Origin of the sequence: Gaoshiqia hydrogeniformans, from assembly GCF_049347105.1 — a bacterium.
Lineage (GTDB): Bacteria > Bacteroidota > Bacteroidia > Bacteroidales > Prolixibacteraceae > Gaoshiqia > Gaoshiqia hydrogeniformans.
In genome coordinates this window covers 2,889,701-2,905,206 of sequence record NZ_CP186334.1, presented here as the reverse complement: position 1 = coordinate 2,905,206, position 15,506 = coordinate 2,889,701, and the positions used below count along the sequence as shown (strand labels likewise).

General features: G+C 47.0%; 10 protein-coding genes. 9 read left to right on the top strand and 1 reads right to left on the bottom strand.

Annotation, left to right across the window (positions count from 1 at the left end; translation table 11 throughout):
- From ACOIT5_RS11600 to lon, 9 genes are all read left to right on the top strand, one after another.
- The gene (locus ACOIT5_RS11600) at positions 1–2,286 is read left to right on the top strand and encodes a glycoside hydrolase family 3 C-terminal domain-containing protein (protein ID WP_423126323.1); all 2,286 of its coding nucleotides are present in this window, start codon (positions 1–3) and stop codon (positions 2,284–2,286) included.
- Between the two features lie 40 nt (positions 2,287–2,326).
- Positions 2,327–3,997, top strand: coding sequence for a carboxylesterase/lipase family protein (locus ACOIT5_RS11595; protein WP_423126322.1), 1,671 nt, complete (start codon positions 2,327–2,329; stop codon positions 3,995–3,997).
- A gap of 280 nt (positions 3,998–4,277) precedes the next feature.
- Positions 4,278–5,213 (top strand): sugar phosphate isomerase/epimerase family protein, encoded by a 936-nt coding sequence (locus ACOIT5_RS11590; protein WP_423126321.1) that lies wholly within the window; start codon positions 4,278–4,280, stop codon positions 5,211–5,213.
- A 94-nt stretch (positions 5,214–5,307) separates the two neighbouring features.
- Entirely contained in the window at positions 5,308–7,701 is a 2,394-nt protein-coding gene (locus tag ACOIT5_RS11585) for a glycoside hydrolase family 3 N-terminal domain-containing protein (RefSeq protein ID WP_423126320.1), read from the top strand.
- 168 nt (positions 7,702–7,869) lie between these two features.
- On the top strand, positions 7,870–9,036 hold the full coding sequence (locus ACOIT5_RS11580; RefSeq protein ID WP_423126319.1) for a GNAT family N-acetyltransferase: 1,167 nt from the start codon (positions 7,870–7,872) through the stop codon (positions 9,034–9,036).
- Positions 9,037–9,101: 65 nt separating this feature from the next.
- Positions 9,102–10,277: a GNAT family N-acetyltransferase gene (locus tag ACOIT5_RS11575; RefSeq protein WP_423126318.1), complete on the top strand. Its 1,176-nt coding sequence runs from the start codon at positions 9,102–9,104 to the stop codon at positions 10,275–10,277.
- A 91-nt stretch (positions 10,278–10,368) separates the two neighbouring features.
- The gene (locus ACOIT5_RS11570) at positions 10,369–10,632 is read left to right on the top strand and encodes a type B 50S ribosomal protein L31 (RefSeq protein WP_423126317.1); all 264 of its coding nucleotides are present in this window, start codon (positions 10,369–10,371) and stop codon (positions 10,630–10,632) included.
- 85 nt (positions 10,633–10,717) lie between these two features.
- Positions 10,718–11,902, top strand: a complete 1,185-nt coding sequence (locus ACOIT5_RS11565; RefSeq protein ID WP_423126316.1) for a GlmU family protein — start codon at positions 10,718–10,720, stop codon at positions 11,900–11,902.
- Between the two features lie 109 nt (positions 11,903–12,011).
- Complete coding sequence (gene lon, locus ACOIT5_RS11560) at positions 12,012–14,435, top strand: endopeptidase La (RefSeq protein ID WP_423126315.1); 2,424 nt, start codon at positions 12,012–12,014, stop codon at positions 14,433–14,435.
- 771 nt (positions 14,436–15,206) lie between these two features.
- On the opposite strand, the gene ACOIT5_RS11555 is transcribed toward lon, so the two are convergent.
- The gene (locus tag ACOIT5_RS11555; protein ID WP_423126314.1) at positions 15,207–15,419 is read right to left on the bottom strand and encodes a helix-turn-helix transcriptional regulator; all 213 of its coding nucleotides are present in this window, start codon (positions 15,417–15,419) and stop codon (positions 15,207–15,209) included.
- Positions 15,420–15,506 lie beyond the last annotated feature (87 nt).

Genomic DNA, 15,506 nt, shown 5'->3' with positions numbered 1-15,506 from the left:
ATGAATCTAGCAAAACTTGTAACAATTGTTGTTTTTACAATCCTTCTGGGAGGTTGTACCGCCGAAAATGTACACAAATCTGTTTTACTTCAGTACGACAAACAGATTGACGGTATCATCGGCCAAATGACCCTGGATGAAAAAATAAATATGCTCCATGCAAAACACATGTTTGTTTCGGCAGGAGTGGAACGATTGGGAATTGCCGATATAATTTATGCGGATGGCCCTTTTGGCATTCGCGAAGAAATGCAACCCGATGGCTGGATGCCTTTGGGTTGGGAAACTGATAAAGCTACTTTTTTCCCCACCGGTTCGGCATTGGCAGCTACCTGGAGCCCCGAACTGGCCTATGCTTATGGCACCGGCATGGCCCGCGAAGCCAGGTTGCGCGGGAAAGATATGATCCTTGGGCCGGCCATAAATATTCAACGCATTCCAACAGGGGGGCGTACCTATGAATATTTAAGCGAAGACCCGTTCTTAAGTTCGAGGTTAGCTGTCGGTTATACCAAAGGGGTTCAGGATAACGGGGCTGCAGCTTGTTTAAAACACTATGCCCTGAACAACCAAGAGAACAACCGCGGAACCGTAAACGTGATTGTTGGCGAACGTGCCATGCGCGAAATTTACCTTCCTCCGTTTCAGGCGACTGTCGAAGAGGCAGATGCCTATGGTGTAATGGCTGCCTACAATAAAGTAAACGATTGGTGGTGTGCCGAAAACGACATCCTGCTCAATAAAATTCTCCGCAACGAATGGGGTTTTGCAGGTTTGGTCATTTCCGACTGGAATGGTACACACAGCACCGTTGATGCCATAACCAACGGCCTGAATATTGAAATGCCAACAAAAAAATTTCTGGGTGATGCTTTGCTTGATTCAGTAAAAGCCGGATTGGTTTCCGAAGAGATCATCAACCAGCGTGTTCGCGAAATTCTGCGCGTTCGGTTGGCCATTAAGCCAATTCCAGCTGACGAAGCCAACAAGGAAGTGACTTCACAACCGGCACAACAACAAATTGCGTATGATGTAGCTTCAAAATCAATTGTATTATTGAAGAATGAAGGTGTCCTGCCTTTAGATCTCAGCAAAAAACAGGTAATTGCCGTTATTGGGGCCAATGCCGAACAAACCATGGGGCTTGGCGGAATGGGTGCCGGCGTAAAAACGTTGTATGAAGTCACTCCGCTCGAAGGCTTGAGAAACAAAATTGGCGATCGGGCAGAGATTGTTTATGCAAAAGGGTACGAGCCGGTTGTTTTTAGTTTTGCCGATATGTTCAGGAAAAAGACGCCGGAGGAACTTGAAAAAGAAGCTCAGGAGAAAGAAGCGGTAGCTAAAAAATTGACCGAAGAGGCTGTCGAACTCGCGTCGAAGGCCGATCTGGTACTTTTTATAGGTGGCAACAACCGGGCAGTGGAAACCGAAGGTAGCGACAGGAAAGATATTCAATTGCCTTCCGGGCAGGATGATTTAATTCGGGCAATTGCCGCGGTAAATCCAAACATGGTGACCGTTCTTGTTAGTGGTGCCCCGAACGATCTCAATGTCGCGCAACCCGTTTCCAAAGCGCTGCTGATTTCCTGGTTCAACGGAACTGAAGGTGGAAATGCGCTGGCCGATGTCCTGGTTGGAAATATCTCACCCAGTGGGCGTTTGCCTTTTACGCTTCCCATAAAACTGGAAGATTCACCTGCTTATGCTTTGGGTAATTATCCGCAGGGAAAAAAGGGAGCCGATATTTTTGCCGACCTGGTTTCGGAAACCGAAAAAGTGGAAAAATCTGGAGACAATGCACCGGATGAAAAATTAAATGATGATCCAAATACGGCTATCTATTCCGAAGAATCGCTAGTGGGTTACCGATGGTTCGATACGAAAAACATTCCCGTGATGTACCCGTTTGGTTACGGGCTTACCTACACAAATTTTGAATATTCCGATCTGAAAACTGACAAAGATAAGTACGGAAAAAACGATGTGATTACCGTTTCCTTTGAGCTGAAAAATACAGGTTCGGCTACAGCCGACGAAGTGGTTCAGGCTTATGTTCATCGGATAAATCCGTCAGTGGAATGGCCGTACAAAGAGCTCAAAGCGTTTTCGCGAGTGCCACTAAATCCAGGTGAAAGCAAAACGGTTTCGTTTGAAATCCCGGTAAAAAATCTTCAGTATTGGGATGAAACGCGTCAGAAGTGGAATGACGATTTTTGTAATATCGAGTTGTTGGTTGGTGCTTCTTCCGGCGATATCAAACTAAAAAAAGAAGTGACATTGAAATAAAATCAATTTATTGAATTTAACCTTTCAAAACCAATGCAATATGAAAACTAACAGACGTAACTTTTTTCAAACCCTGGGGGCTGGCGCTGCCGGGATTGGATTGGCATCGGTGCCGCTTAGCGGTTATTCAGCCGTCAGTAATTTATCAACAGATGACGATGATCAGCAATTGTTTATCGGCGATGATATTGCTATTGCCGAGACCCAATACGGGAAAGTGAAGGGCTTTATTTTGCGTGGAATTCACCAGTTTCGTGGAATCCCGTACGGGGCCGATACCTCGGGCAAAAACCGTTTTATGCCGCCCCAGCCACCTCAGCCGTGGAACGATGTGCTGCCAGCTGTTTGGTGGGGAAACACAGCCCCTCAAATGATGGACAACCGTTATGCAAACGCGTATTCCTCGTTTGTCGATCACTGGAACTACGACGATGTTAGCGAAGACTGCCTGAAGTTGAACATCTGGACACCCGCGCCCGACAATAAGAAACGTCCGGTGCTGGTTTGGTTGCACGGCGGCGGCTACACCAACGGGAATGGCATTGAGCAGGATGGCTACGACGGCGAAAACCTGAGCCGAAAGGGTGATGTCGTATTTGTATCGATCAATCACCGGTTGGGGCCAATCGGCTTTTCCGACCTGTCGGCTGTTGGCGGCGAAAAATATGCCCATTCCGGCAATGTTGGCGCACTCGATATGGTCGCTGCCCTTCGGTGGGTGAAAGACAATATCTCCAATTTTGGTGGTGATCCGGCCAATGTAACCATTATGGGGCAATCGGGCGGCGGCGCAAAAGTCTGCATCCTGACCGCGATGCCTAAAGCAAAAGGGCTATTTCAGAAAGCTGTTCCATTGAGTGGATCCACCACTAAAGCCATGGACCAGGACCATTCGAGGAAGATTGGCGAATATATTTTGAAAGAGGCAGGGCTGACTGCTGCCGAGGTGGACAAACTTCAGGAGATGCCCTGGAAAGAATACATCTTGCTGGCCAATAAGGCGGCACAAAAAGCATCGGCTGAAATGGGAACTGCCGGCATGCGTGGCGGTTTTTCTCCAGTGGCCGATGGGGTGAACCTTCCCAAAGGCCAGTTTTATGCCGATTCAACTGAGCTGTCGGCTGATGTGCCCATGCTGATTTGCACCACTTTCCACGAATGGGGAATGGCCCGCACCTTGCCCGAGATGGAAAATATCACGGCTGAAAAAGCCATCGAAATGTTGAAAGAGCGTGCCGGATTTGGCGGTGGCTTAGGCGACAAAGCACAAGCTGTTTATGATGCGTATGCGAAAGCTTTCCCGAATGCCAAGCCTATCGAAATTATGACCCTGGTAAGCAGCAACCGCCAAGGGGCAATTGAAACCGCCAATGCCAAAACTGCCCAGAAGGCGCCGGTTTACTTAGCCTGGTTTGGCTGGGAACCGCCCCTGTTTAACAACCGGATGCGCGCCTTTCATTGCCTGGATATTTGTTTCTGGTTTGCCAATACCGATTTGATGCTGACCCATACCGGTGGTGGAAAACGTCCGCGGCAGTTGGCAGATAAAATGTCCTCGGCTTTGCTCCAGTTTATGAAAACCGGAAATCCCAACGGAGGTGGTCTTCCGGAATGGAAACCTTATTCTCCAGAGAAAGGAGAAACCATGGTTTTAAATGACGTTCCGGAATTGAAAAACGATCCCGACCGGTCGGCCCGGCAATTGCTGTAAGAATTAAACCGTAAAAGGTTGACCGGGCGTTGTGCTTCGTTTTGAGAATATTCGCCGATGAAAACGAAGCTATTCGTCCGGTCTCCATTTCTGCTTCTCTCAGATTTTATCCTGATCAGAAAATCGTGGTTGTAAAACATATTTGGTTTGAATTTCAATTTATTCATTTTATCATTGTGTCAGAATGACGTAAATACATTATTTATGGTTTTAATCCTGGTTCTTTCAGGTTTTTTTGCTTGGGGGACTAACCAATACCAACTAACTTAACCAATACGAAATGGAAACGAAACGTGAATTTTTAAAGAAATTGTCATTGTTGGCAACCGGGGCACTGGTGGCCGGAAAATCTTCATTTGCCTCACAAAGTGTCGGTAACAATCCTGCCCCGTCAAAAAAAATCGGTTTGCAGATTTATTCGCTCGGAAAGGAACTTACGGAAGATGTTCCGTCGGGGATGAAAAAGATTGCCGAAATGGGCTACAGTTATATTGAACTGGCTGGCTATCGCGACCGAAAAATGGGGCAATACAACATGGCTGAGTACCGAAAAATTGTGGAAGATGCCGGGCTGGAAATCCGCAGTTCGCATGTAAACCCGCCGGTGCGGGCATTCAGCAAATCCAATCAGGGCGAAATTGCCGATTTCTGGAAACAGGCAACAGAGGATCATTTGGCGCTGGGCGTAAAAACGCTGATCCAGCCCATGATGCCGACTATTGAAAACCACGATGATGCCCAATTGGTCTGCGAAGTATTTAACCAGGCTGGCGAAATTGCACGGGAAGCTGGCATAAAGTGGGGCTATCACAACCACAACATGGAGTTTAAACGAGTTGTAAAAGAAGAAGATAAAGGGAAAGAGGCATCTTGGTGGATGCCCCTTGGCGACGTTATTTACGATTTGCTCCTGGAAGGAACGGATCCCAGCTTGGTTTTCTTCGAGATGGATGTGTATTGGACGGTGATGGGACAAAATGATCCGCTGGAGTACTTCGAAAAATATCCCGACCGTTTCCCCGTCCTTCACATCAAAGACCGCGCTGTATTAGGACAATCCGGGATGATGAACTTTAAAAACATTTTCAATAAAGCCTATGAGATTGGGGTGAAGGACTTTTATGTTGAGCTCGAAGCCGTTAAAAGCGGGATTACCCAATTCGAAGGTGTCCGGCAATGTTTCAACTATTTGAACGATGCATCTTTTGTAAAATAGAAAACAAAACTCAAATTTAGCAGGATAATCGATTATGAAAAAAAAATGTTCCTATAGAAAAAAGGTAATTCAGTTCGCCATATATGTGTTCGTAATGGCCGGAATTACTGGTTGTAATCCTTCCGAAAAGGGAAAAACCGATCAGGAAAAAATAAAGGAAATGGTTTCGGCCTTGAGCCTGGAACAAAAGGCTCAGTTGCTGATTGGTACCGGTATGTTCATGGATTTGCCGGATTCCATCAAAAACATGTTTGGCGACCGGAAAATGGACGAAAATACAGACACCCTGTACGCCAATATGGTTGATCGTATCCGGAAATATCTCCCGGGTGCGGCAGGCTTTAGCTCCGAGTTTCCGGAAATAGGCATTAGCTCGCAGGTATTGGCCGATGGGCCGGCCGGTTTGCGGATTCAACCCAAAAGAAAAGGAGAGGAGCGAACGTATTATTGCACCGCTTTCCCGATTGCCACGGTGCTGGCTTCGAGCTGGGATACAGAGCTGGTTTACCAGGTAGGCGAGGCGATGGGCAACGAGGTGCTGGAATATGGGGCCGATGTGTTGCTGGCCCCGGGAATGAACATTCAGCGCGACCCGCTGTGCGGACGTAATTTTGAATACTATTCCGAAGACCCGCTGGTGACCGGTAAAATGGCCGCGGCCATGGTTAAGGGCATCCAGTCGAACGGCGTTGGCACATCGGTGAAACATTTTGCCGCCAACAATCAGGAAACCAACCGGATGTCGGTAAATACGGTTGTGAGTGAGCGGGCCCTGCGCGAAATCTATCTGAAAGGTTTTGAAATTGCCGTGAAAGAGGCGCAACCGTGGACGGTAATGTCATCCTATAATAAAATTAATGGCGTTTACACATCCGAAAGTCACGATCTGTTGACAAAAATATTGCGTAATGACTGGGGTTTTGCCGGTTATGTAATGACTGACTGGGGCGGTGGCAGCGATGTGGTGGCCCAAATGGAAGCCGGAAACGACATGATTCAGCCAGGCCAGCCGAAGCAAATACAGGAGTTAATAGCAGCGGTAAACGAAGGTCGTCTGGATGAAGCCGTGTTGGATCAAAACCTATCCCGCATCCTGGGAATTATGCTGAAAACTCCGAAATATCAGGGCTATGCTTATTCTTCAAATCCCGATTTGCAAGCTCATGCTAATGTAACCCGCCAGGCAGCGACAGACGGGATGGTCTTGCTCGAAAATAAAGGACAGGCGCTTCCTATTGCTGAAAACCTGAAAAAAGTAGCTGCCTTTGGAAATACTTCCTACGATTTTGTTGCCGGTGGCACGGGCAGTGGCGATGTCAACGAGGCATACACCATTTCGCTGATCGAAGGACTGAAAAACGGGGGCTTCGAAACCGATGAGGAATTGGCAGCAATCTACGACGGCTACATGAAAGAAAACCGTGCCAAAGCCGGCACCCCAAAAAACTGGCTGGCAGCTCTGATGGGCGGTAAAGAACCGGTTGAGGAGATGCCCCTAGCAAAAGCACTGGCTGTAAAAATGGCCGGTAAGGCGGATATTGCCCTGATCACCATTGGCCGCAACTCGGGCGAAGGTGGCGACCGCGAAGCTGTGGAAGGAGATTTTTACCTCACAGCTACTGAAAAAGCCTTGATTAAAGATGTATCGGAGGCATTCCGGGCAAAAGGCAAAAAAGCGATTGTGGTGCTGAATGTGGGCGGTGTAATTGAAACCGCCAGCTGGCGCGAATGGCCCGATGCTGTTTTGATGGCCTGGCAGCCGGGACAGGAAGCCGGTAACTCGGTAGTGGATGTGCTTACCGGCAAGGTGAACCCTTCCGGCAAACTGGCGGTTACCTTCCCGATTTCTTATCAGGATGTCCCAACGGCTAAAAATTTTCCGGGTATTGAGGTAAAATCAAACAAGGTGGATGATGCGGCCGATTTATCAGGCTTCTCGTTTATGCGGCGTGTGCCCTGGGAGGTTGTTTATGAAGAAGATATTTACGTGGGCTACCGCTACTACAACACGTTTGATGTACCTGTGGCCTACGAGTTTGGCTATGGGCTGTCATACACCAATTTCGAATACGCAAATTTACAGCTCGGCTCAGCCACTTTCGACGGTACGCTTTCCGCTTCGGTTGAAGTGAAAAACACTGGTTCGGTTGCCGGACGCGAAGTGGTACAGGCATATGTCAGTGCACCGAACGGCAAATTGGAAAAGCCAGAAGCAACATTGGTTGCATTTGGAAAAACCCGCCTGTTGCAGCCGGGTGAAACCGAAACCCTTAGTTTTACGATTACCGCAAACGATTTGGCATCGTTCGACGAAACTGATTCAGCCTGGATAATTGAACCGGGAAGCTACACGCTAAAAGTGGGTACATCTTCGGTTAAGATACACCAAAGAGTTTCGTTTGAGGTAAACTCGGAAATGACTGTTGGCCAGGTAAGCAAATCCTTGGTTCCACAGCGTACCTTCGACCGGTTAAGTTCCAATCAATAGAGAAATTCCATTGGACATACTAATCGTAAAAAATTGGGGTGGCAGAAACACTGGTTTAAGTCGACTTTTCGCTCGTTGTTTCGGTAAATTTTAACAGGGGTTTTGGCCCCTGCTTTTATTTTCAGCCGATAAGTATTATTTTCGGCAGTTTTAATCATTTATTGCTACATGGAGATCATAGAGATAAACGATAAGAAGCTGGTTGATGCGTTTCATGAACTTCCGTATTTAATTTACAAAAACGATCCAAATTGGGTACCGCCTTTACGGATCATGGTCGAAACCTCCTTCGACCCGCAAAAGAACAACGCGCTGAAATCGGGGGTGGCCTGTCGATGGTTACTGAAGCAGGATGGCCGGTTTGTCGGACGAATTGCCGCTTTTTTCATACCCGCTTATGCCGGCAGCTTCGACCAGCCCACCGGCGGCTGTGGTTTTTTTGAATGTATCAATGATCAGAAAGCCGCCGGTAAATTATTCGACGCCGCCTGTAACTGGTTAAAAGAAAAAGGAATGGAAGCCGTTGACGGCCCCATCAATATTGGCGAAAACTTTTTCAACTGGGGGCTTTTGGTCAAAGGATTCGTGCAACAGGGCTTTGGTATGCCTTATAATCCTCCGTATTACCGGACACTATTCGAGAGTTACGGGTTCAAAACCTATTACGAGCAATATAGTTATCACCTGAACATTACCAGTCCCGATCTTCCTGAACGTTTTTGGAAAATCGCTGCCTGGACAGCCAAAAAGCCGGCTTACAGTTTTAAACAATTCCGCTTCTCGAAACAGGAACGGTTTATCGGCGACTTTCTTCAAATCTATGAGCAGGCCTGGAGCAAACACGATAACTATAAAACAATCACCCCAGGCGATATCCGGGACATGCTGAAACAATCAAAAATGATGATCGATGAAGAGTTTATCTGGTTTGTTTACCACGAAAACACACCCATCGCATTTTTCATGATGATACCCGACCTGAACCAGTTATTTAAATATTTCAGGAATGGAAAGTTAAACTTTCTGAAAATGCTGAAAATGTTATACCTGAAACAGAAAAAGGTGATTAGCCGTTGCCGGGTTTTGGTGATGGGGGTCGTTCCCAAATTTCAGAAATCAGGTATTGAATCGGCTATTTTCTACCAGATCAGACAGGTGTTGCTGAAAAAACACTGGTATAATGAAATGGAATTGAGCTGGGTGGGAGATTTTAACCCGAAAATGGTTTCCATTTTCAAAGCTGTTGGCGGGATCCACACCAAAACCCACCTGACCCTTCGGTATTTATTTGACCGGAATAAGGAATTTCAGCGATCGCCAATAATTCTCGATTGATGAGCATTAACCTATTCGTCAGAAGTTTTTTTAATCTTAACTTGCTTATTATTTTTTAACTGAATATGCAAATCAGAACCGTCGACAACCAGAAAACAAAAAAGCAATTTCATCGCGTTCCCCATCTCGTGTACACGCATGACAAAAATTGGGCTCCCCCACTCGAAATGATGGTGGAAGATACGTTCAATCCACAGAAAAACCCTTCATTTAAAAACGGTGAAGCTATCCGGTGGATATTGACCGATGACCAGGGCAAGCTGCTTGGACGAATTGCCGCTTTTGTGAACTACAACAAAGCCAACTCCTTTGAGCAGCCCACCGGGGGTTGTGGTTTCTTTGAATGTGCAGATGATCAGCAAGCGGCGAATGCGCTGTTTGATGCCGCCCGCAATTGGCTGAAAGATCGTGGCATGGAAGCCATGGACGGCCCCGTAAATTTTGGAGAAAACTACATGAACTGGGGACTGCTGGCCGACGGGTTTATGCCGCAAGGTTTTGGCATGCCGTATAATCCGCCGTATTACAAATCTTTGTTCGAAAATTATGGCTTTCAGGTTTATTTTGAACAATACAGCTATCACCTGGATACCACCCTGCCCGAATTACCCGAACGTTTTTGGAAGGTAGCCGAATGGGTCGCTAAAAAACCGCAATTCCGCTTCGAACATTTCTCCTGGGATAAAAAGGAAAAATTCATCGATGATTTTGCCGCGGTCTACGATGGAGCCTGGCGTTTTCACGAGCATTATCAGCCCCTGGATAAAGACGACATGAGAGATTTCCTGAAGTCGGCCAAACCAATCCTGGAGGAGGAATTCATCTGGTTTGCCTACCATGAAGGCGAACCGATTGCCCTGTTCGTGATGATACCCGACCTGAACCAGATTTTGATTCACCTGAACGGAAAATTAAACCTTTGGAATATGCTTAAATTCCTTTGGCTGAAGAAACGAAAAACCATGACCCGGACCCGGAGCCTGATCATCGGGATTGTGCCCAAGTTTCAGCGTTCGGGAGTTGAATCGGCTATCTTCTGGCACCTGCGTCCGGTGATGTACCGAAAAAACTGGTACCGGGAAATGGAACTTAGCTGGGCCGGTGATTTCAATCCGAAAATTGTGGCGCTCTATAAATCGGTTGGCGGGAAACACATGAAAACACATTACACCATGCGTTATTTGTTCGACCGAACAAAAACATTCAGCCGGGCGCCGATCATTGGCGCTGAGAAAGAATAATAAAAAATTAAAAACTAAAATCTTTGGAAATTACGCAAGTATATTTATATTTGCAGCCCGATTATAATAATGTTGAAAAAGGAGATCAGCAATGAAAAAAGAAATACATCCGGATAGCTATAGAATGGTAGCATTCAAAGACATGTCAAACGGCAACGTATTTTTGACAAAGTCTACAATTCAAACAAAAGAAACAGAAATCGTTGATGGCACGGAATATCCTGTAGTGAAACTGGAGATTTCAAGCAGCTCTCATCCGTTTTATACCGGAAAAATGAAACTTGTTGATACGGCCGGACGCGTTGATAAATTCATGAGCCGTTACCAAAAACACATGGATGCCCGTAAAAAGTAAGAATTTATTTCCACGATAAATATCGAAGCTTCGCTTTTGCGGAGCTTTTTTTTTAAATCGTAATTTACTGTCTAAACATCCGGTCATGAATATCATCTTATTCGAATCAGACCAGCGCGATTGTCTGCTTCCGTTGTGTTACACCCGCCCGGTTGCGATGCTTCGCAGCGGCATACTCACCATTCGCGGGAAGTGGGAAAACCGGATCCCTGAAACTTATTCGTTCAGAACGGAAGAATACCTGAGAAAAAAATTTCCCCTGGCAGTTGCAGATGACAATTTACTCCTGTCGTCCCATATTTGCCCGACCGATGAATTGGTTTTACAGGTAAAAAAATTACTGCCGGCCCAGGGAATCACTTACAACGGAATTCCGGTGGCGGTGCGCCTCCCGGCTGAAGAGGCAAGGTCGTACCCGGCCTCAGTTCAGATGATCCAATGGGCCGATTTTCCCGGCGAGCTCGATCTGATCAGGCATCCCTGGGACCTCACCGAAGCAAATGCACGGCAAATTCAGCTGGACTTTGAATTGATAACGGCAGGCCGCAAATCTGCCCCCATCAGCAAAACCAACAAGCTGCTGGCGCCTGAACGTATTTTTGCCGAAGAAGGGGCGAAGATCGAATACGCGACCATTAACGCGACCCAGGGGGCGGTATACATCGGGAAAGATGCCGAGATCATGGAAGGTTCTCTGATCCGCGGGCCGGTTGTACTGGGCGAACATGCCGTGGTAAACATGGGAAGCAAAATATACGGCGCTACCACAATTGGCCCCTACTCGAAAGTTGGCGGAGAAATTGCCCAATCCATCATCACCGGTTATTCCAATAAAGGACACGACGGATTTCTGGGACACTCGGTTCTGGGCGAATGGTGCAACCTGGGCGCAGGCACAAATGTTTCGAACCTGAAAAACAGTTACGAAAAAGTTAAAGTCTGGAGTTATCCGGAAAACAAATTTATCAGGACAGGTCTGCAATTTTGCGGACTAATCATGGGCGATCATTCGAAAGCCGGGATCAGCACCATGTTTAACACAGGCACGGTAGTCGGCGTTGGTTGTAACATTCACGGGGCCGGTTTCCCCCGGCAGTTTGTGCCTTCGTTTTCCGACGGGGGGGCTCACGGCTACAAAGTAAACTCGCTGAAAAGTGTATTTAACACGGCCGCACAGGTAATGGCCCGCCGGAAACGGGTGATGACAGACGAAGACCAGCGTATTCTTACCTCGGTTTTTGACTGTTCTGCGCCATATCGCAGGTTTTAGCCCCGCCATCAGAAACAACGCTTTTTGGCATGGCTATTGCCTTATTGTGTCCTGGTTTTTATGCTGGTGAAAACAGGCCAGATTGTCATACAGAAACGAAGAATGAATCATGGGAAATATGAAAGGACAACCCTTTAGTGGAATGATATTTACAGGAATAGACGATGATGACAGCGAATTGATCCCCATCATTGCAGACGGGGATGACAAGGAACTGAAAAACTTTAATGTTCCTGAAACACTGCCAATTTTACCGCTCAGAAATACCGTTCTGTTTCCGGGAGTTGTTATTCCGATTACAGTAGGCCGGCAAAAATCACTGAAGCTGATTCAGGATGTATTCCGGGATGATAAAGTGTTGGGTACGGTAACCCAGATCGACGGATCGGTGGACGATCCGGAACCGAAAGATTTGTATCGGGTGGGAACAGTAGCTCAAATTTTAAAGATCCTCGAAATGCCCGATGGATCAACCTCGGTCATTATCCAGGGAAAACGCCGGTTTCAGGTACAGAGCTACCTCGAAGAATTTCCCTACTTTAAAGCCAAGGTTAATCTACTCGAAGAAATCGTCTCGGGCGACGAAACAGCCGAATTTAACGCCATTGTGGGTTCATTAAAGGACCTGTCGATTAAAATTGCCCAATATTCGTCAAATGTTCCGCCCGAAGCCAGCTTTGCCGTAAAAAACATTGAGAATTCTACCTTCCTGATCAATTTCATCTGCTCGAATACCGACCTGAAAGTGGAAGAAAAGCAGAATCTGCTCGAGTTCTCCGATATCCGTGAACGCGGCATCCAGGCGATATCCTACCTCGTGAAGGAGGTTCAGATGCTGGAACTGAAACGGGATATCCAAACCAAGGTAAAACTGGAACTGGACCAGCAACAACGTGAATTTTTGCTTAATCAGCAGATCAAAACCATCCAGAATGAGTTGGGAGGAAACCCGACTGAACAGGAGATCAACGATCTAAAAGAGATCGCCAAAGAGAAAAAGTGGAGCGAAGAGGTAGCAAATCATTTCGAGAAAGAAGTAAACAAGCTTCAGCGGCTCAATCCGGCTGCCGGCGAATATTCCGTGCAATATTCGTATTGCCAGACTTTACTCGATTTGCCCTGGAATGAATACACGGAAGATAATTTCGACCTGAAACATGCCGAAACCGTGTTGGATGAAGACCACTTCGGACTGGAAAAGGTTAAAGAGCGCATCCTGGAACACTTGGCTGTGCTAAAATTGAAGAAAGATATGAAAGCGCCCATCCTTTGTTTGTATGGTCCTCCCGGAGTTGGAAAAACTTCGCTGGGTAAGTCCATTGCAAGGGCACTGGGACGAAAATATATCCGGATGAGCCTCGGCGGCTTGCACGATGAGTCGGAAATTCGCGGGCACCGGAAAACATACATCGGCGCGATGCCCGGGCGGATTCTGCAAAATATCAAAAAGGCAAAATCATCAAACCCGGTATTCATCCTGGATGAGATCGATAAGGTGTCGAGCGATTTTCACGGCGACCCGGCTTCGGCTCTGCTCGAAGTGCTCGACCCCGAACAAAACTATGAATTTCACGACAACTATGTGGAGATTGAATACGACTTGTCGAAAGTCATGTTCATTGCCACGGCAAACACCCTGAATACCATTGCGCCGCCTTTGCGCGACCGCCTGGAACTGATTGACGTGAGCGGTTACATCATGGAAGAAAAAGTGGAAATTGCCAGGCGTCACCTGATTCCCAAGCAACTGGAAAACCACGGTTTGAAAAAAAGCCAGCTGACGTTTCCCAAAGAGGTGATGGAATACATAATCGCCAGTTACACTCGCGAATCAGGCGTTCGCGATCTGGATAAGAAGATCGCCAAAATCGTTCGCCGTGTAGCTAAAAAAGTTGCTTTTTATGAGGACTACGATAAAAAGCTGACCAAAAAGGATGCCCGGGCTTATTTGGGCGCAGAACAATATACGCACGAAAGTTACCAGGGGAACGAGTTCCTGGGAGTTGTTACCGGACTTGCATGGACTGCCCACGGCGGCGAAATCCTGTACGTGGAATCGAGCCAAAGCAATGGCAAAGGCAACCTGACCCTCACCGGCAACCTGGGAGACGTGATGAAAGAATCTGCCATGTTAGCGCTGGAATACCTCAAATCGCATACAAAAGAGCTGAATGTGGACCCCGCGGTCTTTGAAAAAAGCAGTTGGCATATTCACGTGCCCGAAGGCGCCATTCCCAAGGATGGTCCCTCTGCCGGGATCACGATGGTCACCTCGCTGGCCTCGGTACTTACCGGCCGAAAAGTTCGGGAAAATATTGCGATGACCGGTGAAATTACCTTGCGAGGGAAAGTGTTGCCGGTAGGCGGAATCAAGGAAAAAATCCTGGCTGCCAAACGAGCCGGAATAAAAGAGGTATTGCTCTCGGTTGAGAACAAAAAAGATCTGGAAGAAATCAAAGATGTTTACCTGAAAGGCTTAAACTTCCGGTTTGTACGAAATGTAGGCGAAGTGCTTGAGTTTGCGCTTCTGTAGCCATCGCCCAGCGCAGACGTAGTTTGAACAACAGGATACTTTCTTTGCTGTTACGGGTCTGTGACCCCTCCCTTGCTTTGAAAAAGCAAAAGCTCGCCCTGACGGGCAAGGCGCCGGTTACAAACCGGCGTCAGCATGAGCCTGGCCCTTATTCGTTGTTCAGCATCGGCTCATTGCCGGGACGTGCCGACCTCTCAGAGTCCTATTTATTGTACCCGGTGCTTATTTATTAAATTCCGATGAAGCTGTTACAATAGCTAAACTGCCCTTCGGTCATGCCGAACTTGTTTCAGCATCTGTCTCCACAACCGTATTTGTATCTGAAACGATTTGGGTGCGTCGGTTTTTAACCGACGATTATGGGATGCGCGGTTGAAACCTGCGACACCCAACACTTTTGTCCTTCTGGACAGGATTTACTTTTTTGTGTCAAGACAAAAAAGTAAACAGAAAAAGTCAAGGCCGCCGGCGATTTTGCAATTAGCAACAGAGATCCCGAAACCAATTCGGGATGACGCTTTCATAATGAGGATGCCGGAAGCATCGAATGTTTACAGAAAAAAGAATCCGGCTGCATGCAATCCCGCTCCCGTGCGATTGCATCGCGTGGTGTTCAGAAGTCATCGTCTCCAAACCGGATTTTCGCACAACTGTCATCCGCCATTTGTCGTTACAAACGACTGCGAGCTTACGCCTCGTCACCGCTCTGCGAAGGCAAGAGGGAGGTGGGGTCGACAGATCACTTAGTCTGTTGAATTTGCAATCGTACAACTAATTGCTTGTAAGATCGGCCTCTTCCAACTTGAATATTTCCTCGACCGGGGTATTAAAAACGTGGGCCAATTTTAACGCCAGCAAGGTAGACGGAACAAACTTACCTGTCTCGATTGAATTCATAGCCTGTCTTGAGATACCAATTTTCCCGGCCAAATCAGCTTGTGTCCAATTTTTTTTTGCCCGCTCAACCTTTATTGTATTTATCATCTGTACTTCCGTTTTGAAATGAATAAACCAATAAAAGAGGATTAATTGTAATAATCAGCAAAATTATTGGCACTGTGAGGGAAAATT